A 25147-nucleotide genomic window follows, 5' to 3' on the forward strand; every position below is an offset into this window, starting at 1 on the left:
AGATGCATTTGCCGGAAACGCTGCGGATTGAAGAAGAAGTTGTCGAATCATTTGGTGTCTCAAAAAAGTATACGATTCTGATCATTTTGATCGGCTTCGCGATTATTGTTTTGAGTCTTGTGATTGGTACGGTTTTGGAAGAGTCGATTGCGACCGCTGTTCAAACCTTTGGCCCGCTTGCGCCTTTAATTGCAACCTTGCTTTTTTTAGTGCCGATTGTCCTTGGACTCTATCTTATTGCACTCGGACTTTACTTCCAGTTAGCTTACCAGTATTTTTTAACCACTGAACGCGTTATTCAGTCGATCGGACTCTTTGCTAAAGATACAACCAGCGCTGAATATAAAGGCATTACCGATATCACTTTGCGCCAGGATTTGTTTAATCGCTTGATCGGCACCGGGACATTGCTCATCAATACCGCTGGTGGCCCGATGGTCGAAATTAAATTGGTCAATATCGATCGGCCGAGTGAACGTAAGGAACTCTTGCGTCAACTTGCCCAGGCCTCGCACCGTGGCAAGAAGATCACGCGTGATCTGTACCGCAAGTTCAAGCACGCGACAGCAATGGCAACTAGAGAAGAGATGATAGCATCTCCAGAACATCCATCAATCGAAGATTTACACAGCGATGGGATCGATGAATCAGATCGATTGAGAGCCGCTCAAAAGCGAATTGCGGAATGAGTTCTAGCTTATATATTCCAGTCATCTTGGGGACGATTCGTCCCGGACGTCTTTCAGAGCGAGTGGCGAGGCTTATTTATACCGAGTTGACAAAACTCTCAAATATTCAAACTGAACTCATTGACATTCGTGCTTTGGATTTTGATTTCAAAAATGAAGGTCCGAGCGCCCGCATGCCTAAATTTTCTCGCCAAATGTGGCAGATGCACGGGTTAATTATCGTGGCGCCTGAATATAATCACAGCTATCCTGGAAGTCTTAAAATGATTATGGATACCAATCTGGCAGAATATCGCGACAAAGCTGTCGGGCTCGTTGGGGTTTCAGATGGACCTTGGGGAGGCGCGCGCTTGGTTGAAAATTTGATCAACTACACGCAAACACTTGGCCTCAAGCCGCTTCGCACCGCGCTCTATTTTCCTCAAGCAGAGAAAATCATTGATCCAGAAGGGCAATTGGTCAATCCAAACTACTTGCCGAGAATAAATCGATTTTTCCAAGATCTTATCCTCCTCGCTCAAACTTTGGCGCCTATTCAAAAACACGCATCAAAGATAGAAGCACTATGAGCTCACTGGAACGTCACTGGTTAGCGCCCGATCGCGTTCACGCTGATCTCGTTCGTCAACTTCTGGCGAATCGTTCGATTACCGATGAAGAAAAATTCTTTAATCCGGATTTTGAACGAGACAGCCATGATCCGTTTCTCTTAACTGGCATGGACAAGGCAATCTTGCGAATTCAGCAAGCGCTTTCAGTAAAAGAAGTAATCGCAGTCTTTGGCGATTACGACGCCGACGGCATTCCGGGGACTGCCCTGCTGGTTAAAATTTTGCGGTCTCATCAGGCAACCGTTATTCCCTACATTCCCAATCGTGAGAGGGAGGGCTATGGCTTAAATGAAGCCGCTTTACGGCATCTAAAAGATCAAAAGGTTGCCCTAGTGATCACAGTTGATCTTGGAATTACGAATAGGCATGAAGTCAAATTTGCGACCGAATTAGGTCTCGATGTGATTGTGACCGACCACCACCACATCGAGGCTCAACAGCTCCCTGACAAGGCGATCGCTCTTTTGCATCCCGCTCTGCCGGGTTCGCGCTACCCTTTTGCCAATTTGGCGGGCGGCGGTGTTGCTTGGAAGCTGACTCAAGCGCTTCAACGCACAACCGGAATTCCTTCCCTTGCACAACTTAAGTGGTGGTTCGAGCTCCCAGCTATTAGCACCGTTTGCGATATTGTTCCAATCGTCGATGAAAATCGGATGATTGTTCACTTTGGTATGAAAGTTCTGGCGCAAACTCGCAATGAGGGTTTGCGGGCACTTTACAAGACGGGTGGAATTGATTCCACCCGTCTCACAGAGAGAGTGATTGGTTTTCAGATCGGCCCTCGCCTGAACGCGCCGGGGCGGATCGATCATGCGGCTCTCGCGCTCGAACTTTTATTAACAGAAGATTCTCTTCAAGCCCAGGAGATTGCCGCTCGGATTGAGCTCCAAAATCGCACTCGACAGGAGCAGTTGGAAGCGATGGTCAATTCAGCGCGTCAAGAAATCTTACAGAACAAATACTACGATCAGGCGGCAATCGTACTTTTAAATGAACATTGGTCGATAGGTCTAATTGGACTAGCCGCCTCGCGCCTAGTCGAACAGTTCCATCGCCCAATTATCCTGCTTGGCGCCTATGGGAAAGAAGCGAAGGGTTCAGGACGGAGTATCGACGGTTTCAATTTATTCGGAGCCATTCATGCTCAAAGCCGATTTTTAACGAGTTATGGCGGACACGAAAAGGCGGCTGGATTTCATCTGCCGATTAAAAATGTCAACAAATTCAAGGCTCGATTTATTGAACATGCGCGGATACATCTCACGTCCGACCAACTTTTGCCGACGCTCAAAACTGACGCTGAAATCAAACCTGATGAAATCACCAATGAGCTGGTGACGAACCTCATGCGTTTCGCGCCTCATGGGCCGAGTAATCCAAAACCGCGCTTTATCATCGGACCGCTCACGATTGCGTCAGTGAAAGCTGTTGGCGCCGAAAGTCAGCATGTTAAGTTCAGTTTCAATGAGGGCGCACCAAATCAGCTTGAGGCGATTGGTTTTCGATTGGGTGAAAAAGCGAGGAGCTATACATCTCACGACCGTATTTATATCGTTGGGTCGCTCGAGTTCAACGAGTGGAATGGTCTTGACCGAATTCAAATTAAGGCCGACGATATTAAACTGGCTCAAGCGTGGGAGATAGAACAGAAATCGAGCGATAACTTGCTTTTTGATACGATAAACAAAAGTTAAGAAAGGCAACATAATGTCTTATACATTACCTCAATTAGGGTACGCCTACGACGCGCTTGAGCCGGTGATCGACGCCCAGACCATGGAAATTCATCATAAAAAGCATCATCAAGCCTATATCGATAAACTCAATACTGTTCTCAAAAGCCAGGCTGATCTTGGTGAATACAACATTAATGCGCTGATGAGTCAGCTCGAATCGATTCCTGAAGAAATACGAATGCTTGTTCGCAATCATGGCGGCGGTCATGCCAATCACTCATTTTTTTGGGAGATAATGTGCCCACTTCGTGACCGCGACGAGATGGCAGAAAAACAAGCCAAACAGATGCTTGCCAAAGTCTTAGAAGAAAATTTTGATAGTCTTGAAAAATTTCAAGCACAATTCACAGAAGCGGCGCTCAATCGTTTTGGTTCAGGTTGGACATGGCTCATGGTTAACAGTTTGGGCGATCTCGAGATCGCATCGACGCCAAATCAGGATAATCCCTGGATGGAGGGCAAGACACCGATTCTCGGTTTGGATGTTTGGGAGCATGCCTATTACTTAAAATATCAAAATCGTCGGGCTGACTATATCGAAGCCTGGTGGCAAGCAGTTAACTGGCCTAAGGCGGTCGAGTTTCTGAAATTAGCCCAGAAGTAACATTGCATCATAAAATTATTGGGGAACACATCGAATGGCAAAAACAGCGACAAGCGTTTTTGTTTGCACCGAATGCGGGAGTGAAACTGCGCAGTGGGTCGGGCGTTGCGGCGCTTGCGGCACTTGGAATAGTGTGCGAGTAATGCGTGGCTTATTGAGCCGATCACAAGTTCATCACGTTGAGCATAATCTTGGGTCAATCGACTTGACTCCGCTTGCGAACGCTAAACTTAAGGCGGCTCCGGAACGAAGGAGATCCTTGCAAGAAGTTGACCGTGTGTTGGGTGGTGGACTAATGCCGGGGAGCGCCATTCTTTTGGCGGGTGAGCCTGGGGTTGGCAAGTCGACACTGCTTCTTGAGATCGCAAAATGCGTCGCAGTTCAGGGCGAGGTGCGGTATATTTCGGGCGAAGAATCGGTTTTTCAAGTGAGTGATCGCGCTCGGCGCCTTCAAGCTCTCGCGTCCCAACTCGTAGCTATATCACTCACGAACGTTGATCAAATAATCGAAATTATGCGCCAAACGCCTCGGCCGGGGCTCGTGATGATCGATTCAATTCAAACCGTCTATGATCCTCAATTTCCTTCCACGCCGGGGAGTTTGGTTCAAGTTCGAGAATGTGCTCTCAAGTTAGTCGCTGAAATTAAACTCCTTAACATCCCACTTATTCTAACGAGTCATGTTACCAAAGAGGGTACCCTGGCGGGGCCGCGCGCGCTTGAACATTTAGTCGATGTCGTACTCTATTTAGAAGGGGAAAGGACACATGCTTTACGCATGTTGCGCGGCGTTAAAAATCGCTACGGCCCAACCGATGAGATCGGTGTTTTTCAGATGAAAGAGTCCGGACTCGAGGCAGTTGAGAACCCATCGGCACGTTTTTTAGCCGATCGCGCCGAGAATACATCTGGGTCAGTAGTTGCGCCAATTATTGAAGGCACGCGACCCTTTTTAGTTGAGGTGCAATCGTTGGCGACAAAAACGACATTTGGTTATCCTAAGCGTCGGGCGCTGGGTGTTGAGACTAATCGACTCGAGCTCATTCTTGCCGTCCTCGAAACCCGTGTCGGTCTGTGTTTAGCTGAATATGATATCTTTGTTAATCTTGTCGGTGGCTTTCGTGTGACCGAGCCCGCCGTTGATTTGGCAATCGCAATGGCCGTGGCTTCCGCCGTTACTAATCTACCGCTTGATCCACATCTCGCTGTTTATGGTGAAATTGGTTTAAGTGGCGAGATTCGCCCAGTAACTTTTGCTCTGCGGCGCAAAAAAGAGATGGAACGGCTTGGCTTTCACCCGCTGACCGGTAAGCGTTTGGTTGATATTTTGAATCAAGTTTTGCCTGGCTGGCAAAAAATCAAGGGCAGGGGATAGAATCGTCGGGTGGCCAACAAGCATCGGCATCTGTTGGGGGCTGAATATCGGTGGTTGAAAGCGGCGGTTCGCCGATTGGTGTGATACTTGTCGCCCCGCCTACATTATTAGGCGGCTCTGCTTTGGGTATTGAAACCACGATCGTGATTAAAATGCCGAGAGCAAGAAATCCAATTAATAACCAGAATGAGAGTGGCCATTTCATAACGAGGGTGTAGCTGAATCTTGATATCGAACGCCAGTTGCTTGGTTGCCGGACGAATCAACGCTGATAAGTGTGAAGTAATACTTGACCGCATTCGTCAGGCCGGTAACGGTATAGGTGCTGATTGTGTTTGGGTTTACTAGGACTTCAGTTGGATAGAGCGAGCCAATTTCGCTTGGCTTAGTTGAAAGATAAATGCGGACTCGTTCCAGATCTAGGTCAGTCGGATTCGTCCATGTTAGTTGAACTGCAGCATTGAGACCAGTGGCGTCGACATTGCTTACCGATTCAGGTGGAGTAGCATCTGATCGAACAGTTACAGTTAAGGTTTGGCTAGTTGAGGCGCCATTTTGATCGTAAGTTGTGACGGTCAGCGTATGATCACCTTCCCCTAGATCAGATGCTTGCACTGTAAATTGATAAGGCGACACAGCATCAAAGCCTCGACCTTGACCATCTATCGCCAAGTCAACTGATCGGACTCCGAAGGTTGCACTCGCTTCCGCGGTAATGGTCACTGTTCCCGAAACTACCGCGCCATTGGTTGGCTCGAGAATATTAACGATCGGGATAGTGTCCTCGGTATAATCAGTGTCAGTCTCAGTCGGCGGACTGCCAAGCTCGATTCCATTTGCTTGTGCCCAGGCAAGTACCGGATTCTCCCAACGCGGGTCGCCTGGTTTTTCAGAATGCAGAACGGTATAAGTTTTTTCCTCAACCAGACTTTGAGGCGTTAAGGATGTGGCGAGTTTACCGGTCAATTTGTTGATTTGAACTTTAACGTGAATGTCGTCTTTCTCTTTCGGAATTTGCCACGGGGCAAAGAGATCGCTCACTAATTCGCCAGAGCTATCGGTTGGCAATTTGTTTGAAAATTTATCCACAGAGAGCGTTTTAAGTGTTTCCGGCTTCGTGAAGGTGCGATTGTCAGTTGGGTCAAGAGCGGCACTTAAATAATTGCGAAAGATTGGCGCCGCCACGACAGAGCCATCAGCGCCCTGACGCATCGGTGAATTATCGTTGTTACCAACCCAGACCGCGGTTGAAAGCCCGGGTGTGTAGCCAACGGTCCAGCCGTCGCGGAATTCCTGGGTCGTCCCGGTTTTGGCCGCGACCGCGCGATTTGGGAAATAGAGCGCCGAGCGCGGGCCAAAAATTGGAGTCCGAGCGTTGTTGTCGGAAAGAATGTTGGTAATCTGATAGGCAACGTTTGGGTCCAGGACTTCTTTTTCGCCCTTCCCAGGCCGGTGTTCTTTTAAAGTCCGGCCATTTGCGTCTTCCACTTTAAGAATTGAAACCGGTGGGCGGTAGGTGCCGCCGTTAGCGAAAACGGCAAACGCCGTGGCCATATCAAGCGGGCGCACCTCGCCGCCGCCTAAAACCAATGATAAGCCGTAGCGTTCAGGTTGATTCAAAGTTGTAATACCCAGATCGTGGGCCGTCTTCAAGGTCTCATCGAGACCCACCAGCCATAGCATTTTTACGGCCGGGATATTAAGTGAATTTGCCAACGCGTGCCGAACTGTGACTGGCCCGCTGAACGATCCATTGTAGTTATTTGGCTCGTAGTTGCCAAAGTCAGTTTTTACATCCCAGAGTACAGAGGCGGGATTGTATTTTTCCTTGAAACCTGTCGCGTAGACGATCGGTTTGAAACTTGAACCTGGCTGACGGGCGGCAAGGGTTACGTTCACATTGCCGTCGTGTTCAGTGTCGAAATAGTTTGCCGATCCGACCATCGCTAGAATTTCACCAGTTTCAGGTTTAACCGAGACCAGTGCGGCGTTATTTCCGCCCTGTCGACGAACATTTTCAATGCCTTTTGAGATTGCCGTTTGAGCGTCTCGCTGAAAGTCGAGATCGAGCGTCGTTGTTACACGCAGACCGCCTTCTTCCACCATCTGTTCACCAAATTCTTCCACGAGCTGTTCGCGGACATAGAAGACAAAGTGCGGCGCCTCAATCGAATCTCGGCGCGGCAAAACTGAAATCGGTTTCGCCAAAGCGATTTCAGTCTCATCTTTTGTGGCGTAGCCCAACTCAACCATGGAATTCAAAATCCAATCGCGTCGGATTTTGAGATCATCAGTATGCGTGCCATAAGGTGAATAATAGGTTGGTGCTTGAGGAATAGCCGCCAGCGTTGCCGCCTCATGAAGTTCAAGATCTTTAGCGTCTTTGCCAAAGAAAGCGCGCGAGGCAGCCTGAACACCATAGCTGTTCGAGCCATAAGGAATTTCGTTGAGATAAAAAGTCAGAATCTCGTCTTTGGAAAACATCGCTTCAATCTCGAGCGTTAAGATTACTTCTTTAATCTTGCGGTCGAGAGTCTTTTTGTTGGTTAAGAGCGCGTTTTTAACATACTGTTGGGTGATCGTTGAACCGCCCACTCGAGCGCCGGTGAAAACGTCTAAGAAAACGGCGCGCGCCAAACCTTTAAAATCGAGGCCAAAGTGTTCGTAGAATTTTCGATCTTCAGCTGTAATCGTGGCTTGTTTGATTGAAGAGGGGATATCCTTATCAGTTAAAATAGTGCGGTTTTGATCACCGTGGAGTTCGTACAAAAGCTCGCCGTCGCGGTCGTAAATTTTAGTGGATTGAGCGGCTTCATACTTACGAATTTTGCCTGGTGTCGGCAAATCTTTAGAGTACCAAGCAAAGATCGCGGCCGTGGCGAACAAACTGACTACGACCAACGCCTTCAGCGCCCGCCAAAAAAAACGCTTGTTCCAGCCCCGCTTCTTGAAAGCTTTTTGGACGCCTTTCTTGATTTGGCGAGGACGAATGTTGAGAGGATTATGAAAAACAGGCATAGATTTAACTCATTGTTATTCTACCACATTCTTCTTATACTACTCATCATGACGACTCCTTACTGGCGTCTTGCCGCCGATAAGATTTATCCAAGCAAAGATAGGCTCGTTCGTACGTTGAAGGCGCGTTCGTTAAGGATCTACTTTGGCGCCGATCCGACTGCGCCTTTTCTCCATCTTGGGCACACTGTGCCGCTTAAAATTTTACGCGAACTGCAAGAGCAAGGTCATCGGGTCGTAGTCTTGTTTGGTGATTTTACAACTCTCATCGGAGACCCGTCTGGTCGCGACCAGAGTCGACCGACACTTGACGAACAAGCGATTGCGACTAATCTTTTGACCTATCGCGAGCAAGTTCTAAAAATTCTTGACCCTAAGAAAACAGAGTTTCGTTCCAATAGCGAGTGGTATTTGAACCCCCGTTCAAGCGGCGCGCTTAGAGAATTCCTGCGTCTTGGCCTAAACTTTACCGCGGCTCAACTTTGGGAAAGAGATTTATTTCAGGAGCGTCAGAAAAAGGGCCAGCCAGTCTCTTTAACCGAATTTATTTATCCTGTGCTTCAAGCTTATGATTTCATCGCCTTGGAGGCCGATGCGCAAGTCGGTGGCACCGATCAAACCTTTAACATGCTAGCTGGCCGGGATTTGGCGAAAAAATTAGGTAAAGGAGAAAAGTTTGTCATCACGACCCAACTTTTGCGTGGCACAGACGGGCACAAGATGGGTAAATCGTTTAATAACTTCATCGCGCTTACAGATGCGCCAAATGAGATGTATGGCAAACTGATGTCGGTTCGCGATGAACTTCTCCCAGAATATTTTATGCTTGCAGTTGGCATTGATCCAAATGCATCCAAAGTGCGAACACTAATCGATGCGAATCCGCGCGAAGCGAAAGCAAAAATGGCCTACGAAGTTGTAGCTTTTTATCATGGCGCCGACAGAGCTTTGATGGCTCAAAAAGCCTTTGATCAGCAATTTCAAGCAAAAGAATTGCCAGGCGAGATTGAAAATCGGACACCATCGGTAACCGGGAATGAAAAGCTTGCCTTTTACTTGGTTGACCTTGACTTAGCGACATCTAAAACCGAAGCAGGTCGCCTCATTGAACAGGGTGGTGTCAAAGTCGATGGCGCTGTTATTGCCGATCTGCACGCGCTGATCACGCCGCATGACGGCATGTTGATTCAGGTTGGCAAACGACACTTTGTCCGCATAAAATTATAGTTGCGAGATCATGACCCACTTTGAAAATCTTATCCATCGAGTTCGTTCATTGCTCAGTGGTGAATGCCAGATCACATTCGAGATTCCAAGCAATCAATCGGCATGGTTTTCGGTGCCAATTTTCCACTTGGCTCAAAAGCGCAATCAGTCAGTCGCCGAAGTTGCCAAGACGATCGTCTCTAGACTGAACTCTCTCTCTGGAGTGCAAGCGAAAGTCGTCGGCGGTTATGTCAATCTTGCGCCAACTTCAAGTTTCGCGAGGCAAATCTTGGCTGAACTGTCGACAAGTAAATATCAGCCAGAATCTCGCACCGAAACAATCGTCATTGATTATTCAAGCCCGAACGCCGCCAAACCGATGAGTATTGGCCATTTACGTTCGACTGTGATTGGGGATGCGCTCAAGCGCATTTACCAGTTTCTTGGTTATCAAGTAATTGGAGTAAATCATCTTGGCGATTGGGGCACGCAATTTGGCAAACTCCTTGTGGCTTATAAACGCCAGTTTGGCGATCTCACTCCACGGCCAGAGTTGACAGTTAAAGATTTACTTAATCTTTATGTGCAATTTCATACTGACGCCGACCAGGATCGGGCGCTTGCTGACGGGGCCCGGGCGATGTTTTTTCAATTGGAACATGAACGGCGTGCGCAAGGACAGGCGAGTGAATTGGTCGCGCTTTGGCGGCAATTGGTGGATCTCTCTAAGCAGGAACTTCAGAGTGTTTATCGGCGTTTGGGGGTGGAATTTTCTGACGAGGCGATTAAAGGTGAGAGTGAATATGATCTCGAAGTTAAGCAAGTAAGAAAACAAGCTCAAGAGATGGGGATTTTAGAAACAAGCGAGGGCGCTCAAATTATTCAAGTTGGAGATGCTTGTCCGCCTTTGATTTTTGAAAAAACTGATGGTTCCACTACCTACGGCGCCCGTGATCTGGGCGCGCTTCTTTATCGCTTAAAGACATATCGTCCAGCGCAAGTTCTCTATGTGGTCGGAAGCGAGCAGTCACTTCACTTTCAGCAGATTTTTGAGGCGGCGACTTCACTTGATCTTCTAGGTGTGAGAACGAATAAAACTATCCTTAAACATGTTAAATTTGGCCTTGTTCGTCTACCCGAAGGCAAGCTAAGCACGCGTCAGGGTCGCGTCATTTTACTCGAAGATGTTTTGAATGAGGCGGTGAAACGGGCGCAGGCGGTGATAGAAGCGCGAGTCGAAGGGCAACCAGGGGACGAGCGCATTAGCGAAGCAGTTGGAATTGGCGCCCTTAAGTATTTTGATCTCATGCATAATTGTCGCCACGATATCCTTTTCAATTGGGAACGCATGCTCTCACTCAAAGGCAACTCGGCGCCGTATCTTCAATATTCCTACACGCGCGCCGTCCAGATTTTAGCTAAGGAGAGCGACATCGAGCAAGAAGTAGGCGTCGTTCCGGTTGAACTTATGCCTTATATTCGCACCTTGGCTAGATTCCCATTGATTATTGAGCAAGTTGCCGAGCAGTCCACGCCGCATACCCTTGCTCAATATCTAGGTGAAGTCGCGGCGGATTTTCATGCCTTTTATGAACGCTTCCCAGTTTTGCAGGCGAGCGCCAGTGATAAGACAGTGCGCTTAGCCTACGTTCGGGCAACACAAAAAATTCTTAAGATTGGCCTTAATCTTCTGGGTATCGAAGCGCTTGAAAGGATGTAAAAGATCGTTGAGAAAGTCTTATTCTTGCTCGAATGAAGTGATAGCAAAGTCGAGAATCGTTCTATTTAGAACCCAGCCTTATAGAGTTTATTTTCCGCCAATACCCAGAAGACTTTACCATCTTCGTCAACTGCGATTTGATCGAGAGCTTGGACCCCATCCAAAACATACTGATTTTGGAATCGTCCGTCAGAGCCGAGAACCACAATTCGTTCGCCATCGACAACGTAAATTTTGCCACCCTCGCGAGTCGTTAGAATTTGTTTGGGCGAGGTGAAGTTCGAGGCTGGCGCTGGAATGTCATGGATACGAAATTCAACTCTTTTTCCGCGATTGAGTTTAATTACCTCTCCAAGTTTTGAAAGCACATAGACGTTGCCATCAATTGCTAAGTCGATGCCATCGCTAATTTGCGTGCCGTCGGTGATAAATGCTTCGGGCGCCTGAAGGGCGCCATCCACAGATGGAAATTTCCAGATCTGGTTTTCAGAGGGCGCTAGAAGATAGAGATTATTGAAGAATGCGGCGAGACTTTGGCCCAGCTTTGTATTTGCGCCTTGAGGATTTAGGGCATTAAGTGGGCCGCTAGCGTCGGTTAATTCATAAAGCGCGGGTTTGTCGGTGCTGACAAGCGCGCCAATTTTTTCATCGTAGACGCCAATAGCAGTGATTTTTTCATTGGCGGGCGAGACGACAGATACTTGCTCGCCTCCATTCTCGGGCAAGGTTATGAGTTTGCTATTCTCGACTATCGTCAGTTTATTATCCCAACGCGTTAAAGATGATCCCTGCTCAAATTCTGCCAAACTTGCTAAGTTTTTAAGGCGCGTGGTTTTAGTTAACTCGTCCAGGGCGGTTTGCGCTTCGTCGCGAACCTGTGTAGCGATTTCAGTTACCGGGGAATTTTCAAGCGTTGCAACGCCGGTGATAACTTCAGCAAACAGTGTCTGGGCTTTTTCAGTCTGATTGAAAATTTTGGCAAGCTTTCCTTCCTCTAACTTATCTTCTAGGTTCTGCAGTTGAGCAGTTGCCTCAACCCGTTTTTGCTCCTCGCCGCGACGAGTCGCGAGCGCGCGCAAGTTTATTCCAAGCAAAACTATTAAGATCGCGGCGAGGACAATAAAACCCGCCGAGCGCGAGGCAAAATTGACTTTTAATAAAGTTGGCAGAGGAAATTTGGCGGTCGGATGAGTTTGTGGGACTTGATCGTAGACGTGCACTGCGCCCACGGTTCCCAAGTTGTCTGAAGATGGGGCCGTGTAATCATGAATCGCGAACACCGACTTGCCAATCAGGCTTTCTGTTTTTGTCGGCGGAGTGGGTAGATCGCTTGAGGGGTGAGTTTTTGACAAGACGTCTGGTGGCGCCGCTGGGCGCCGATTTTTTAATTTTTCAATTTGATCGCGAAGAGCAGGCAGGGTCTTTTCACGAAATTCCTGATGGTGAGTTCGTGACCAGTTCTTAAATTGTGCCAGCGTTTGCTTGCTTCGCGGAAGCGCATGAATTCGAAAGGCGGTGTCTAATCTTCGATCCCAAACTTTCAGCCATCCACCTGCGGTTAAAGCAATTTCGTGCAAACGTTTCAGCCCTGCCAGACCAGTCAGACGCCAGTCGCTTACGCCGTTGCTGTCGAGATAAAACACTTCGGGGGATCGAGTTAAAGTTTGATTGGCTTGGGATGCGAGACTGGGAGATTCCAGAAGCAAAGCATTCACCCAACGCCCCTTTTTGGTTTTTAGAATGTTTGTCAAATGGTGAGCCGCTGTGCCTAGATCGGGTACTGAAAAGACATTTGCCTTGAGTTCCGGCACAGAGCTAACAGTTAAAAGGCCGATACTCCCGAAAAGAAAACGATCGCCGGATTCGAGTTTACCCGAAAGCACCGTCGAAAAAGTCTTGTTTGGTGTATTCACTGGGCTCGATGAGTCAAAAACATTCGAGGCCTTGCCTTCGCGAATCAACCAGCCGTGGATCGTGCCACAGGTTGTAATATGAATCTCATCTTGGATAACCAAAATTAACACGGCATTGAGGTGACCAAGCCAATCTGTTTGACCTGTCTGTGCCAAGTGTCCGAGAGTTTCATTGATTTTTTTAAGCGCCGTTTCAAAATTCACAAGTGGATCGCGATCAGCGCCGCGAAAATACTCTCTCGACGCAGTGTTGATGAGAGTTTGGCCAATTTGAGAGTTTGGGAACCATGGGCTCTCAATCTCGACTAAGGTAAAAATTCGACCAGCGGCGTTTGCCTCTGGATCGTGAGATTCCTTGACCTGGGTAGTTACATATCGATCCGAGAGTTTAGCGCTATTTGTAATGCGTACGTATCGAAACGCATCATTCGTTTTTATATTCGCTTGTGACTCTGATTCCATGTTGCCTCAATGTCTAACTTGGTCGGGGTGGGCGGATTTGAACCGCCGGTCTCCAGACCCCCAGCCTGGCGCATTTGGCCAACTATGCTACACCCCGGTTTGGTGCCCAGGAAAACAAGTATAACAAAAGGAGGATCAGCCTCCTATGAGAAACTGGGTAAGTCGAGTGACAGCTGAAACGAGTAAATCTCCGAGCGTCGTCGTTCTCAAGGCAATTAGAAGAAGGATGATAAGCAAAAAAGATGATGTTTCGAGCATTCGATATATTGGTTCACCCAAGAAAGCTCGCAAGAACTTTGAGCCATCCAGCGGCGGTACGGGCAACAGATTAAAGAGCATTAAAAAGAGATTAAGTTGAATCATTAAGATGCCGACCGTAGCGAGGTCAGATATTGGTATAACGCCGCTTCGGTATACAAGTGCGATTAGGCTGGCGAGGAGAAGATTGCTGGCTGGACCAGCGATGGCCACCAAGAATTCATCCAACGCTGGGCGGGTAAAGTATTGTGGGTTGACTGGCACCGGCTTGCCCCAACCAAATCCGAAAAAGAATAAGAAAACCGTGCCGAGCGGATCGAGGTGGGCGAGAGGATTGAGAGTGACTCGACCTTGATTGCGGGCAGTTGGGTCACCTAATCGATCAGCAACATAGGCGTGAGCGCATTCGTGAACGGTAATCCCTGAAAGCAGGGCAAGACAAAAAGCGACAAAACCGAGTGGGTCAGTGAGAGCGTTGAGAAGAAGCATAATTTGAGAGGGTTAAGATAGTAGAAATAACACCATCATAAGTTGCATAGAAACCTAAATTATGATAACTTAACTCACGTTTTCTTGAAAGGATACTGTATGCATGTTACTCACCTCTACGCGCCAGTGGCTTGGGTTTGCCAAGTGTGTGGTAAGAAGCCAGTCGCTGGTCGGGATCGATCGCACTCTATGCGTCAATCACATCGCTCAATCCGACCAAATCTTCAATCCTATAAAAATGGGAAAATTTGCACTCGGTGTCTGCGGACTCTGAAACGCAAAACTAACGCTAACACGGTGTAACTACAAAACCCCGCTTCTATGCGGGGTTTTGTGTAACGCTTGAGTAGTTAAAACTACGCAGCTTTAGGCATATCCGTGCTTGCATCTGATGCACCTGCATCTGACCCCGAATCGGAGCCAGCCCCTTGATTGCGACGGGCATTGAAGCATTCGCCGCAGAGGACATCATCCCGCTTGGGCGGGAATGGCACTTGTCCTGGTTTACCGCACTGGGCGCAGACGATGTCATACATCTGACCTCCGCCACCACGCTGTGAATCGCGCTCCGCGCGCTTTTTGGCGCGGCACTCTTTACAGCGAGTTGGGGCGCTCAAACCTTTAGTCGCGTAGAAATCTTGCTCACCTGCTGTCCAGGTAAACGTGTTCCCACAGTCTCGACAGGTGAGAGTTTGATCTTGATATTCCACTGGAACCCTTTTTTATCCATAAAACTTGTTCGACCACTCAAGCGTCTTGCGACCGCGCAAGAACTTATTCGCAGTATAGGCGCGAATGCCCTAAAATGTCAACGTCTTGATTGTCAATTTCTTGCCTGATACGCTACGAACATTATGTTGCCCCAAGCTTTTCAGATTTTACTTAAGCGCAGAGTTATGAGCCAGACCACGCTTTTGAGCGGTCAAACTCCTGCTAATCAACTCATGGTCGCTCGCAACATCGCTTCTATACTTAAAATCGCTCCAGTTGACACGCTTCTTGTTTTATCGCCGCCAAAAATCGCTGACCTGCGTTCAATTCTAGAACGTCTCCAATTTAAGCCCTACCAATCAGAATATGTGCTGGCGCTTTTGATCTCGGTCGATCAATGGTCATCTGAAACAGCCACGGCCCTGTTGAAAATTCTTGAAGAGCCGCCACCCCAGGCGCGCCTCGTTTTGTTTGCGCAGGACGAAGAGAGCGTTTTACCTACAATTCGATCACGAGCAAGCAGATTCAGGCTTCCTGTAACTTTTACGTCTCAAGAGCAGTCTTTGTCGCCCCTTGAAACACTTTTAAGCAAACCATTATCTTATCAAATGATGCAGACTGCTAAATATGCCGAGGAGTATTCAATTCCAGAAATTTTGAATTCTTGGCTTGTGCAGACTTCAAGCCGATCCCTTCAAGTTTATTTACTTACTTCTCTAACTGAAGTTGGAACACATCCGGTCAATAAACGCCTCTTTCTTGATTCATTACTCGTCAATGTTCCAGGAAGAAGAGTATGATTCTTGAGATTCTAATCATCGCGGCGATCATTGGCATGTTTATTATTTTGGCGCGGCGTCTGCCCGATGCACTTAAAGGTGAACAGGGTTCATTGCCGCCTCAAAACACACCCGCTCGTCCAGATTTTTTTACTAGAGCTCGAATTTGGTGGAAGACTGCTAAGCGAGAACAGTTGCGCCCGGCAAAATCACCAGTGGCTGTCGCTCAATCCGTCAAAGCGCCGAGCGAAGTGCTGACCGAAGATGTGCTCTTAAGAGAAGGCGATACTTACATGCAGGAGGGTAAGCTCAAGGAGGCCGAGCGGGCATTTTTAAGGGCGGTCGCCAAAAATCCTAAAAACCCCAAACTTTATAATCGCCTGGGTGCGATTTATCTTAAACAACGTAACTATTCAGATGCGCTCCAGGCATTTGAAGCCGCTCGCGATTTGGATTCGAGCAAAGCCTCGCGCCACTATAACGTCGCTCTCGCCGCCTGGCAGATGACTAATCTTTCCAAGGCTCGCCACTCGATTGCTCAAGCGATTAGCCTCGATCCGGTTTCGGCTAAATACCAAGAGCTTAAGCAACAGATTGAAGCGAAGTAATTTGTCCCTCGAGCAATTCAATGAGTTCGGATTCGTTTTCGTCAGCCTCAATCTTGAGAGATTCAAGATGAGCGAGAAATTCTTGACCCTGCCGCGCAACCTCGTCGCCAGTTGCGTAATTCAGTTTTGGATCTAAAAATTGCCGGTTACCAATTTTCATTGATATATATTCTCGATAAAAATACTCATTACTCTCTGCGTTCACTAAGAGTGTTTGGACCATTGAGTGTAGTTCTTCTTGGTGCTGTTTGAAATATTCTTCGATAAAAATAAACTCTTGCGCATGGCGCGCAAGTCGCGGCAAAGAATTTCGTAAAATATCCCAGATTAAGGCGTGGGATTTGCGTTTTTGAGGTGGAGCAAAGGTGCCATCTTCTTGAATCATAAGCGTTGGTTCAATGTAAATACCCGAAGTTTGATTCACCTCATCTTCATTATTGAGCGCTTCTTCAAGCACCAATCGCCATTCCTGCCGAGCAGTTTCAAGAAAAGCGATCTGCTCCGTTGCTTTCCACAACCTGCCTTCTACCGATGATTCTGGCTTTTTTATCACTTTCTTGACGCGCAACATATCCACATAGAGTTTTTCTTGGTTACGGATCTTTTCCAAATGCAGATTAAACTGTTTCTCGGCGATCTCTTGGTTGAACCAAGTTTTTGTGCCATGAGGAATGTCGCCCTGGAATGGCCCAACTTCTTCAATGTCATGCGTTGTCAGGAGTAGGGCATAAAATTTTCTGTCGATTTTAAGCTCCGGAACGCCGGCGTGGCCTCGCAACTTATTCTCGCGCGTCAAACATCCAAGGCCGCGTCGCAAACTGCCCTTGTGATGAGTGGCCACCGTTCCTTCATGAGGGTAGGGCGCCTCGCCATGAACATAAGGCGCGTAGCGTTTTTCTGTTTGCGCCGCCGGTGAATAAGCAGTTTCCTTAAGAAATTCCTCTTCTTCAGGCGTAAAGATAAATTGTTCAGGTGAAAATTTTCTCGATCCCTCCATCCCACCTCCTTTAGTTACCTAAAAAATAACAAATATTTGGCAGGAGCTGGAGGAATCGAACCACCGACCGCGGTTTTGGAGACCGCTGTTATACCACTTAACTAAGCTCCCTTTCTAATTGTTAGGTTCGCGGTTTTGGATTTGGCAATTTTGTCTCGTTATGTTGAGTGTGTTTGCGGCACCAAGTGCAGTATTTTTCAAGCACAAGCTTATCAGTTGTGTTCACAACATTTTTTGACACCACATAGTTGCGTCGCTTACATTCGACACAAGTGAGATTAAATTTTTGTCGTTTGCCTTTTTTTGCCATATTCTTCCTTTCTTTGTCTTTTTCTACAAAACTGGAGCCCACGGGCGGATTTGAACCGCCGACCTATTCCTTACCATGGAATTGCTCTGCCTCTGAGCTACGTGGGCTTGGTGCTGGGGGTAGGATTCGAACCTACGAAGGCGCTGGGCCGTCAGATTTACAGTCTGATGCGTTTGACCGCTTCGCTACCCCAGCTTGTTATCTGGAGCCACCTGTCGGATTTGAACCGACGACCTTCACTTTACAAAAGTGTTGCTCTACCGCTGAGCTAAGGTGGCAGGCAATTCTCCAGAAAAATAATACTAGCAAGGTAGAGAGGAATACTCAATGATGGGGGAGCTTATTTTATACACTCTACGAACGTTAAATGATTAGAGAGTGTCTAGATACTCATTTAACGTTCGTAGAGTGTATAATTGACAGAAGTGGAGTATTCTGATATATTGCTAATGTACGAAGTGTTCTATGGAGGGAAAATGGAAAAGAAGGATAAACAAAAAGACTTTCAACGTCTTTTCGATGAAATCGAGTTGCAAATTTTGTATGCCGAAACTCCAATTCAACTTTCTTCAGCGCTTGCAAAGATTACAAAAAACAATCGCTTAATCCAGCGAAATTTACATCGTCTATATGATATCGCAAGCCCGGCACGGATTCTAGGGTTAGTCTTACGCGGTTACGAAATTCCTGATGCTCTAACGCGTCTAGAATCAAATCGTTCTTTGCTCGATCTAAATAGAACCCTAGAGACTCTGTCGAGAACAGCGCTTAAGGAGCAAATTTGGCTCATGCTGGCGCAACAACGTGAAGTTCTGCTTGCTCAAATAGAACAAGATTTAGAGACACTTGTGCTTAGGTCGTCTGATCAGCGAGCGATTGCAAGTAGAAAACAAATTTTACTTGCAACCTACGAGCTAATCCAGGAAAATACAAAAATTGCAGTTGAAAAGGTTTTTGGGCGCGCTTTGTCGGTGGAGGGGTGATGATAACCGTTATTGAGGAATTTGAAGAACTGATTGACCATGGTCACGAGCATTTTGCGTGGATAGAACGCTTTATTGCGATCTATCTTTTTCATTTTGTGATCAATGTTCTAGCCTAAGGGGCTATCCCGAACAAGACAGTTTTTCTTCGTTTCAGGTAACCGGCTGAAAACTATTATTCTTCGACTCTCCGTTTTACGGCATTTTTTGAATGTCTCAAACAAGAGCCAGAAGTATAAACCCGTCAGTGCGGGCAGATTTTGTTATCGCGAGTGAACCGTAGCGATCCTGGTAGATTGTCGCGGTTGCAACCTCGTAATTTTCAGGATTGCTTCGTCGTCCTTGGCTCCTCGCAATGACGACAATGAGAAAGCCCTGATAAATAGGGAAACAGGGGATTGAAGGTGGCGTGGATAACTGTGGATAACTTTCACAATGGGGGAGTGAAAAGGGGATGCCGCGCCTAAACTGTTTAGGCGATTATATGGTGCATGAAAAAGTTTATAAGAGGGGAGTAAAGATTATTTAATGCTAGGGAAGTGCAAATTTTTTTTATTGTGTGTAATTTTTTATCCTACAAACTCTCCCCCGCTTTCAGCTTGTCGTCGTAAGTCATCCAATTTTTGATAGGCGCATGTTGCGTACGCTAAAAAACTCATTGATATTTTAGAAATAAAATACTACTCCCCTGCTCCAAATTTTTGCATCATTTGAGATCGTTAGGAAATTTATTTTCTGCACCTCGAAAAGAGCGCCAGCGACGCTTTTGCAGAGAAGTCCTCGACTATATAAATAATTCTCGATGCGCTTCGCTTACTCGAACAAGAATACTTTTTAACCATCAAAAACTTTCGACACGCCCGGACAAGAACCCAAGGCCAGTCTTGAGCAAAACATTTCTTGCTAATGGGCGGGAGACTTAAGACAGAGAGTTACTCGTTCCCGTGGAAGGGTCGGCGGATAATAAAGTATGAGACAATACCCGAAAGGATCGATGCTATCAGAAGAACAATGATTAGATTCGCTCCAGAACTTGCGAGTTTGACGGGTGCGCCTTTGCCGTCGGTTTTGGTTTGGACGACAACCGGTTCTTTTGCTGTTACTGCTTGTGTGCCAAGTATCTTCTCGCCTTGACGAACTGTAATCGTATAATTACCGGCCGTCGTGTAGGTATGTTTCAAAGTTGTTGGGCAAGTGACGTTGCTTTGCACAATGCCGTCTCCAAAATCAACAGTTAAGTTGGTAATCGTATCGCCGGTGCAAGTAAAGGCAACTTCAAACGGCACTGTGCCTGTGGTTGGGGTCACTGCAAAGGTTCCTGTTGGGGGAGTGACGACAGTTTGAATTTGGGTTTGTGAAATTGTAAAAGAGGCGCTCTTGCTTTGAGTTTTATTTTCGGCCAAATAACTAACAGTCACAATATAGTTGCCTGAAGCGGCCGTCAGGCCGTCGGATTTTTTCTGATCCCAGGTCCAGGTCTTCGACTGGCCAATACTTAAATCGATGAGCGCTTGAGTCGAGATCGGCTCAAAGATCGCCGTGGAACCTTGCAGAATCTTAAAGGGCGCCCCATTCGGCAATTGAACCTTTGCTTCGCCAGTGTTTTTAAGCGTAAATTCCACCAGTTCAGCCGGTTTGTAGATGCTTTTCGAGGTTGTCAAGCTAACCGAAATTACTTTAGGCTTCTCAATGGGTTTGGGTTCTTCTTTGGGCTGTGTAGTCGTGACGGTTTTTGTATCGACAGTCTTACCATTGACGATCAGAGTGACTGTAAAAGTTCCCACCGAAGTATAAGTATGGGTTTCAGCGGCATTTGCATCGTCTAGGGTTGTGCCATCGCCAAAGTTCCATTTAATCTTGGGCGAGGCGCTACCGCCTTGCGGCGGTGTATAGGTGGCTGTTACCTTTAAGGGAATATTTCCCGTTGTTGGCTCGACCACCATTGTGCCCAAATCATTTGGATCATGCAGAGCACTAAACGCAAAATCATCAATTCCAAAACCGTCAGTAGTGCCAGGAGCATTTTTCTTTAAGCGAATCTCGGCAATGCCACTATCCGCAGTGGTGGCAGCAAGAGTGACTGGTGAGTTTACGCACTGACCACCCCCAGGAGCATTAACGGTCTTTGTAGCGATGCTCTTACCGTCAATATCAAATGCTTCAATACTTACTTCGGCATTGCCAGCATTCCCAATAGAAAAATTCATAGAATCACTGACACGCCCCTGGGTAAACTTTATCACTAGAGGAGCGTATGAGCTTGGTTTTGCGATTAGAATATTTGGCTCCGACGGCACTTTGTAGCTTGGGCAAGCCGCACTTGCCCCAGACGCCGCAAAAAGCGTTGCACCGCTACCGCCGCCGTCCGGACTCAAAATCTCTACACCTTTGTCGGCATAGGCATCGCCAGCAATATCGCCTGAAGATTTATCATCCCAGTTGAGAGTGGTTTTTTCTGTCGCAATGTCGGCTTGTGAGAGCTGAAAAGTTTGAATGCTCCAATAGCCTAAACTCGCACTAAAAATTAGCGCGCTCACAACCAGCGCTTGCCGCACTCTCAAGTATAACGGTGGTATTTTAGCCACAATCCCTCCTTTTGCTAGTATTTTAATACTAAATGGTAAATACTAAATGGTAAATAGCGAACGGACCGAGTATTTTGATTGCTTTGCAAGTAAGCGGTGGAAAACATCGCTCACATATTTTTTCGGTCTGCTACAATATATATAATTGTTAGGCTAAATGAATCTATGGAGGGGTATGTCGTTTTTAGATAAACGTTCGTCAAGGCGAACCATTATTTTTTTGATCTTACTCATCCTGATTGCTGGAGCGATTCGTTATTTTACAATTAAGCCTCAAACTATTATCACGCCAACCACCGCAACCATTAATGAGCAACTGGCAGAAAAAACTGGCATAATCCGTTCATTTGATGGCGCGACCGTAAAAGTTACCGATCAGGAAGGCAATGAGCAAGCTTTTACTTTAACAGATGACGTTAGAATTCGCGTCACGAATGACGAGGGTATTTTTGTGGAAGGTAAAAAAGATGATTTTAAGGCCGGTCGCGCCATTTCCTATTATCTTTTAATCGGCATCTCGAGTCCGATGAGTAGTTCAGTTGATATCGTGAAGGAGTAGCCATGACGCATGCTCGATTTTTAGCCCTTTTTGCTTTTGTTTGGGGATTGTTATTCTTAGGGTCGGCGCAAGCCCAGGTTTATGACCACCCGGGTTTGGGTCTTAAGGTGCCAGAAACTTCATGTTATACCTACCGAACTGGTGTTAGATTTGCCATAACTAATAGTTCTTCTATACCAATAATTGAGTCGAATAATGATTCACAGTACGACTCATTCTATGCTTCATTAACAACGCCTGGCACAGGCGCACCAGCGAATAATTCAGTTTGTAACTTTGCAGTGCCGGCTGATACCGCCGAAGTGAAATTACTTGCCATTCAACGGCCAGGAAGTCAACAAGCAATGCAACAATGGGCAAATTGTCCTAATTTACCTCAGTGGATGCAAAACATATTTTGCCCCGGTGGCGCTAATCCAATGACTACGCCAGCTTCTATTAATTTCACGGGCGAATATCACAACTACGAGACCGGCAATCCTATCAATCCAAACGATTTCACTCTTTATAAGCAAACTCAATATGCGCTGAATCCGGTTGTGCTCACAAGTAATAGCAATGGTATTGTCGACTTTTCAAACATTACTCCGGTGGATGATCAGGTCTTGCCACCTCCGAATCTACCCACAGGCCGACCGTGGCAGTATCGAAATCAAAGAATCGGTATGAACAATGGGAGCAATGGGAATATTCAAATCGCAACGGCTGGGTCGGTTTTCTACGTTAACATTCGCAAAGGTGCGATTCAGAGTCTACCGGGAAACTTTAATTTAAATTCTCCGACAACCTCATGTTCAGGCAACTCGCCTCGAGTAACATTAAATTGGGGATCATCGCAAAGCGCAACTTCGTACGCAGTTTACCGTAATAATGTGGCGCTTAGTTTGAATGTCACAAGCCCTTGGACCGACAACTCCGTTGCGTCTGGCTCGCATACCTATAAAATTCGTGCTCAAAATTCAGTTGGCTATACCGAGAGCAACTCTCAATTAGTCAATGTGCCAACCTGCCAGCCTCAACCAGTATTATCCAGTGTTGCGATTAATCCACCTTTTGCCACAGTAATTACAAATAATATTGTGCAGTTTAGCGCCAATTGCCGCGATCAGAATGGCGCCAACTTTAATGGCGCATCCGTGCTTTGGGGCGCGCAAAGAGGATCAATCAATCAATCAGGCCTTTATACTGCTCCGGCGACTGCGGGTTCCGATACCGTGACTGCCCAGTGCGCGGCTGTGGGCCAGAATCCAGTTACTGGCGCCGCGCCTGTGACAGTTAAAGGGGGGCAAATAACTGGGGATATCTTTGCCGAGGGCGATGTCAGCAATCTTAATATCGATCCGGATTCAGTTGTCTCATCGAATGGAAGCGTCACTGTGACTGGCACGAATAACACAATTCAGCAATACGACAGCAATGCTTCTCAACAAGCAGATACTGTTATTCAAAAACTCATCAATGAGAAGGCCAATGTCCTTGGCGCTGGTAGTTCGGCAAGTTGCACTAATAGCAATAGCGGTAATTACACGCTCAATAGTGTCTTCAATCTAAATCCCAAACAAGCGGGCAATCCCAGTGACTCTGAAGAAAATGCCGCTAACCCAGAGGGCGGAGTTTGGTTTGTGCGTCACAATTTAATCATGCGCGGCGCTACCTTTAAGGGTAAAGGCACAATCATTGTCTGCGGAGATGTGAATTTAATTTCACCTTCGAATGAGAAAACTATTGCTTACCAAGACGGTGGCACCGGCGATGATCTGGTTGGATTGATTAGCCTGAACGGCAATATCGATTTAAGAAATTATGATAATCTAGTCGGCGCTTATTACGCGCCAAATGGCACGATTGATGTTGGGCAGGGTAGTTCCTCGCTTGGGCTTTATATTGGGGAAAATATTACCCTTCAAGCCGCTGATGTGACTGTTGATTACGATGGTCGCATTACTAACGGTCCACCCCCAGGCTTCAGCAAATCCTTCGTACCCTCGCTTTCTGAGGTCGCGCCGTAATCCAATGTGCTATACTTTAAGCATACTTTCTATTGAGGAGGGGCGTGTTAAGTTTCCAAAATGATGGCATTCAACCGGCTAAGACGCCGGCAAATGGAGCGGCAGGCCCAGCGCCTGTTCAACCAGCCAAATCTGCTCTTGACCCAAGTGTGGTAGCAATCAACCCGGAATCAAACGATTCGCTAATCGCAATTTTTGCGGGTTTAAGTGTTGCTCTTAGTCTCCTCGGCGGTGTTGCGGCCTCATTTTTGCGGGCCCAAGCGAAAGGAGAAGCTGAAGCCTCAAGTCAAAAAGTGACGAGCCTTCAGCAGGAATTCGCCTCGGGCGATCTTAAAACTATGCTCGATAAGGCTGGTTTAGTTGAAAAACAGCTCGAGGTCACAAAAGAATTCTCTGCCGCCCTGCCTTGGCCAAAGCTCTTAAAAGCTCTAGCCGACAAAGTCCCTGGATCGGTTAAATTTACGGCCAATTCTTTTGAAACTGACAAGTCATTAAGAATTGACGGCTCGGCAAATAATTACGCCGAGGTAGCGCGACTCATGACCGCCATCGAGTCGACGGATGAGTTTTCGGAGATTGCGCTGACGAGCGCAACTCTTTCTGAATCTGTCGACGGTAATTCGATTACTTTTTCAATCACGGCCAAATATGCGGCGCCAGTCGCTGGAGGGGATGATGGCGGAAATACAAACTGAATCAACTAAACATAACACTTTGTTGTGGCTAATTTTAGGCGTGATTGGTTCAGCCGCGGCATTCTATTTATATACCTTGCCTCAAATTCGCGAGCTCAAGCTTTTGCGCACGCAGTCGGCGACGCTTGAGGCTGATCTTTCAAGCTTAAACGAAAAGAAAACCACTGTTGTTAAATTAAACGACGATCTTAAAAGGAGCACTGCGCTGACTGACAAACTTGCTCTGGCTGTGCCAGAGGATGAGGCTATCGATGAGCTCATTACTTCACTTGAAAAGATTGTTGAAAAAGCGGGCATTACTTTGTTGTCGGTTCAGCCGGCAAGCAATGTTGAAACAGGCAAGACAACCGCTATGCTTTCAACCCGAGGCTCATATTCCGGCACAACACTATTTCTTGAATTTTTAGAAAAGAACCTTCGTCCGATTGGCGTCAATGATCTTGCACTCACAGCGACGTCGGATATTCAAGGCGCGTCGCTGATTAGCGCCTCATTCGAGATTACTCCTGCCCAGATTGCCAAGGCCGCACCGGCGGCAGAGACGTCCGCTCAAGACACAGAGACAAAAGGAGCCCAATGAATCGGCCCATAGTAATTGGCATCGGTTTAGGAGTGAATCTCATTCTTGCGGGTGTGACACTTTGGCTGATTATGCGCGCCGTGCCCATGACGTCGGATATTGAAAGCGCCCGGACAAAAGTTGAACCTGCGCCAAAATTTACGATCAAAGATATCGAGGCGCTTAAATTGGATGAAAAAACCCTGAATGGTGACTTGCCGATCTCGATTGATGGAGTTGGGCGTGTCGATCCATACGCGGGGATTTAGCA

Annotated in this window: 24 protein-coding genes and 5 tRNA genes; 16 read left to right on the forward strand and 13 right to left on the reverse strand. The window is 47.1% G+C overall.

The features are described from left to right. Positions 1 to 2 precede the first annotated feature (2 nt). Genes HYW32_03150 through radA form a run of 5 tightly spaced genes read left to right on the forward strand, consistent with a single transcriptional unit; the run spans position 3 to position 5015 of the window. On the forward strand, positions 3 to 689 hold the full coding sequence (locus tag HYW32_03150) for a PH domain-containing protein (GenBank protein MBI2589989.1): 687 nt from the start codon (positions 3 to 5) through the stop codon (positions 687 to 689). Next, positions 686 to 1258 (forward strand): NAD(P)H-dependent oxidoreductase, encoded by a 573-nt coding sequence (locus tag HYW32_03155; protein ID MBI2589990.1) that lies wholly within the window; start codon positions 686 to 688, stop codon positions 1256 to 1258. The genes HYW32_03150 and HYW32_03155 overlap by 4 nt, the downstream gene beginning before the upstream one ends. After that, positions 1255 to 2994 carry a single-stranded-DNA-specific exonuclease RecJ gene (gene recJ, locus HYW32_03160; GenBank protein MBI2589991.1) on the forward strand — a complete coding sequence of 580 codons (1740 nt, stop codon included), beginning with the start codon at positions 1255 to 1257 and terminating at the stop codon, positions 2992 to 2994. Before HYW32_03155 ends, recJ begins: the two co-directional genes overlap by 4 nt. Before the next feature lie 13 nt (positions 2995 to 3007). Beyond that, the gene (locus HYW32_03165) at positions 3008 to 3640 is read left to right on the forward strand and encodes a superoxide dismutase (GenBank protein ID MBI2589992.1); all 633 of its coding nucleotides are present in this window, start codon (positions 3008 to 3010) and stop codon (positions 3638 to 3640) included. A 34-nt stretch (positions 3641 to 3674) separates the two neighbouring features. Further along, positions 3675 to 5015 carry a DNA repair protein RadA gene (radA, locus tag HYW32_03170; GenBank protein MBI2589993.1) on the forward strand — a complete coding sequence of 447 codons (1341 nt, stop codon included), beginning with the start codon at positions 3675 to 3677 and terminating at the stop codon, positions 5013 to 5015. On the opposite strand, the gene HYW32_03175 is transcribed toward radA, so the two are convergent. Together HYW32_03175 and HYW32_03180 are read right to left on the reverse strand one after the other, a co-directional pair. Beyond that, positions 4999 to 5220, reverse strand: a complete 222-nt coding sequence (locus HYW32_03175) for a hypothetical protein (GenBank protein ID MBI2589994.1) — start codon at positions 5218 to 5220, stop codon at positions 4999 to 5001. The two genes, radA and HYW32_03175, sit on opposite strands and share 17 nt — an antisense overlap. Then, positions 5217 to 8033: a PBP1A family penicillin-binding protein gene (locus tag HYW32_03180; protein MBI2589995.1), complete on the reverse strand. Its 2817-nt coding sequence runs from the start codon at positions 8031 to 8033 to the stop codon at positions 5217 to 5219. The genes HYW32_03175 and HYW32_03180 overlap by 4 nt, the downstream gene beginning before the upstream one ends. A gap of 48 nt (positions 8034 to 8081) precedes the next feature. On the opposite strand from HYW32_03180, the gene tyrS reads away from it, so the two are divergent. Together tyrS and argS are read left to right on the forward strand one after the other, a co-directional pair. Beyond that, positions 8082 to 9260: a tyrosine--tRNA ligase gene (gene tyrS / locus HYW32_03185; GenBank protein ID MBI2589996.1), complete on the forward strand. Its 1179-nt coding sequence runs from the start codon at positions 8082 to 8084 to the stop codon at positions 9258 to 9260. A gap of 10 nt (positions 9261 to 9270) precedes the next feature. Beyond that, on the forward strand, positions 9271 to 10959 hold the full coding sequence (argS, locus tag HYW32_03190; protein ID MBI2589997.1) for an arginine--tRNA ligase: 1689 nt from the start codon (positions 9271 to 9273) through the stop codon (positions 10957 to 10959). A 65-nt stretch (positions 10960 to 11024) separates the two neighbouring features. Here the strand turns inward: argS and HYW32_03195 are convergent, their stop codons facing one another. From HYW32_03195 to HYW32_03205, 3 genes are all read right to left on the reverse strand, one after another. Next, the gene (locus tag HYW32_03195; protein ID MBI2589998.1) at positions 11025 to 13334 is read right to left on the reverse strand and encodes a hypothetical protein; all 2310 of its coding nucleotides are present in this window, start codon (positions 13332 to 13334) and stop codon (positions 11025 to 11027) included. A gap of 19 nt (positions 13335 to 13353) precedes the next feature. Then, positions 13354 to 13431: transfer RNA gene (locus tag HYW32_03200), tRNA-Pro, on the reverse strand. Between the two features lie 38 nt (positions 13432 to 13469). Next, a complete protein-coding gene (locus HYW32_03205; GenBank protein MBI2589999.1) occupies positions 13470 to 14081 on the reverse strand; it encodes a site-2 protease family protein in 612 nt (203 codons plus the stop codon). Positions 14082 to 14207: 126 nt separating this feature from the next. Between HYW32_03205 and HYW32_03210 the strand changes: the two genes are divergently transcribed. Continuing rightward, complete coding sequence (locus tag HYW32_03210; GenBank protein ID MBI2590000.1) at positions 14208 to 14384, forward strand: 50S ribosomal protein L28; 177 nt, start codon at positions 14208 to 14210, stop codon at positions 14382 to 14384. 53 nt (positions 14385 to 14437) lie between these two features. Here the strand turns inward: HYW32_03210 and HYW32_03215 are convergent, their stop codons facing one another. After that, the gene (locus tag HYW32_03215; GenBank protein MBI2590001.1) at positions 14438 to 14791 is read right to left on the reverse strand and encodes a zinc-ribbon domain containing protein; all 354 of its coding nucleotides are present in this window, start codon (positions 14789 to 14791) and stop codon (positions 14438 to 14440) included. A gap of 186 nt (positions 14792 to 14977) precedes the next feature. Between HYW32_03215 and HYW32_03220 the strand changes: the two genes are divergently transcribed. Both HYW32_03220 and HYW32_03225 read left to right on the forward strand, forming a co-directional pair. Then, positions 14978 to 15592 carry a hypothetical protein gene (locus HYW32_03220; protein ID MBI2590002.1) on the forward strand — a complete coding sequence of 205 codons (615 nt, stop codon included), beginning with the start codon at positions 14978 to 14980 and terminating at the stop codon, positions 15590 to 15592. Next, complete coding sequence (locus HYW32_03225; protein ID MBI2590003.1) at positions 15589 to 16179, forward strand: tetratricopeptide repeat protein; 591 nt, start codon at positions 15589 to 15591, stop codon at positions 16177 to 16179. The genes HYW32_03220 and HYW32_03225 overlap by 4 nt, the downstream gene beginning before the upstream one ends. Here HYW32_03225 and HYW32_03230 read toward each other — a convergent pair. The 6 genes from HYW32_03230 to HYW32_03255 all read right to left on the reverse strand — a co-directional run bounded on the left by HYW32_03230 (position 16154) and on the right by HYW32_03255 (position 17764). After that, on the reverse strand, positions 16154 to 17176 hold the full coding sequence (locus HYW32_03230; protein MBI2590004.1) for a hypothetical protein: 1023 nt from the start codon (positions 17174 to 17176) through the stop codon (positions 16154 to 16156). The two genes, HYW32_03225 and HYW32_03230, sit on opposite strands and share 26 nt — an antisense overlap. Positions 17177 to 17213: 37 nt before the next feature. Then, positions 17214 to 17287 (reverse strand) — tRNA-Trp (locus tag HYW32_03235). Positions 17288 to 17297: 10 nt separating this feature from the next. Beyond that, positions 17298 to 17486 carry a 50S ribosomal protein L33 gene (gene rpmG, locus HYW32_03240; GenBank protein ID MBI2590005.1) on the reverse strand — a complete coding sequence of 63 codons (189 nt, stop codon included), beginning with the start codon at positions 17484 to 17486 and terminating at the stop codon, positions 17298 to 17300. Between the two features lie 32 nt (positions 17487 to 17518). Continuing rightward, a tRNA-Thr gene (locus tag HYW32_03245) sits at positions 17519 to 17593 on the reverse strand. A gap of 1 nt (position 17594) precedes the next feature. Further along, positions 17595 to 17681 (reverse strand) — tRNA-Tyr (locus HYW32_03250). An 8-nt stretch (positions 17682 to 17689) separates the two neighbouring features. Next, positions 17690 to 17764: transfer RNA gene (locus HYW32_03255), tRNA-Thr, on the reverse strand. Positions 17765 to 17962: 198 nt separating this feature from the next. On the opposite strand from HYW32_03255, the gene HYW32_03260 reads away from it, so the two are divergent. Next, the gene (locus HYW32_03260) at positions 17963 to 18469 is read left to right on the forward strand and encodes a hypothetical protein (GenBank protein MBI2590006.1); all 507 of its coding nucleotides are present in this window, start codon (positions 17963 to 17965) and stop codon (positions 18467 to 18469) included. 932 nt (positions 18470 to 19401) lie between these two features. Here the strand turns inward: HYW32_03260 and HYW32_03265 are convergent. Beyond that, on the reverse strand, positions 19402 to 21054 hold the full coding sequence (locus HYW32_03265) for a PKD domain-containing protein (protein ID MBI2590007.1): 1653 nt from the start codon (positions 21052 to 21054) through the stop codon (positions 19402 to 19404). A 175-nt stretch (positions 21055 to 21229) separates the two neighbouring features. Here HYW32_03265 and HYW32_03270 point away from each other — a divergent pair, with 175 nt between their 5' ends. Genes HYW32_03270 through HYW32_03290 form a run of 5 tightly spaced genes read left to right on the forward strand, consistent with a single transcriptional unit; the run spans position 21230 to position 25145 of the window. After that, the gene (locus HYW32_03270) at positions 21230 to 21613 is read left to right on the forward strand and encodes a hypothetical protein (GenBank protein ID MBI2590008.1); all 384 of its coding nucleotides are present in this window, start codon (positions 21230 to 21232) and stop codon (positions 21611 to 21613) included. 2 nt (positions 21614 to 21615) lie between these two features. Next, positions 21616 to 23622 carry a hypothetical protein gene (locus tag HYW32_03275; protein MBI2590009.1) on the forward strand — a complete coding sequence of 669 codons (2007 nt, stop codon included), beginning with the start codon at positions 21616 to 21618 and terminating at the stop codon, positions 23620 to 23622. 44 nt (positions 23623 to 23666) lie between these two features. Next, the gene (locus tag HYW32_03280) at positions 23667 to 24317 is read left to right on the forward strand and encodes a PilN domain-containing protein (protein ID MBI2590010.1); all 651 of its coding nucleotides are present in this window, start codon (positions 23667 to 23669) and stop codon (positions 24315 to 24317) included. Then, complete coding sequence (pilO, locus tag HYW32_03285; protein MBI2590011.1) at positions 24295 to 24897, forward strand: type 4a pilus biogenesis protein PilO; 603 nt, start codon at positions 24295 to 24297, stop codon at positions 24895 to 24897. The genes HYW32_03280 and pilO overlap by 23 nt, the downstream gene beginning before the upstream one ends. After that, positions 24894 to 25145 (forward strand): hypothetical protein, encoded by a 252-nt coding sequence (locus tag HYW32_03290; protein ID MBI2590012.1) that lies wholly within the window; start codon positions 24894 to 24896, stop codon positions 25143 to 25145. Before pilO ends, HYW32_03290 begins: the two co-directional genes overlap by 4 nt. Positions 25146 to 25147 lie beyond the last annotated feature (2 nt).

Source organism: Candidatus Berkelbacteria bacterium (assembly GCA_016187225.1).
Taxonomy (GTDB): Bacteria; Patescibacteriota; UBA1384; order JACPKC01; family JACPKC01; genus JACPKC01.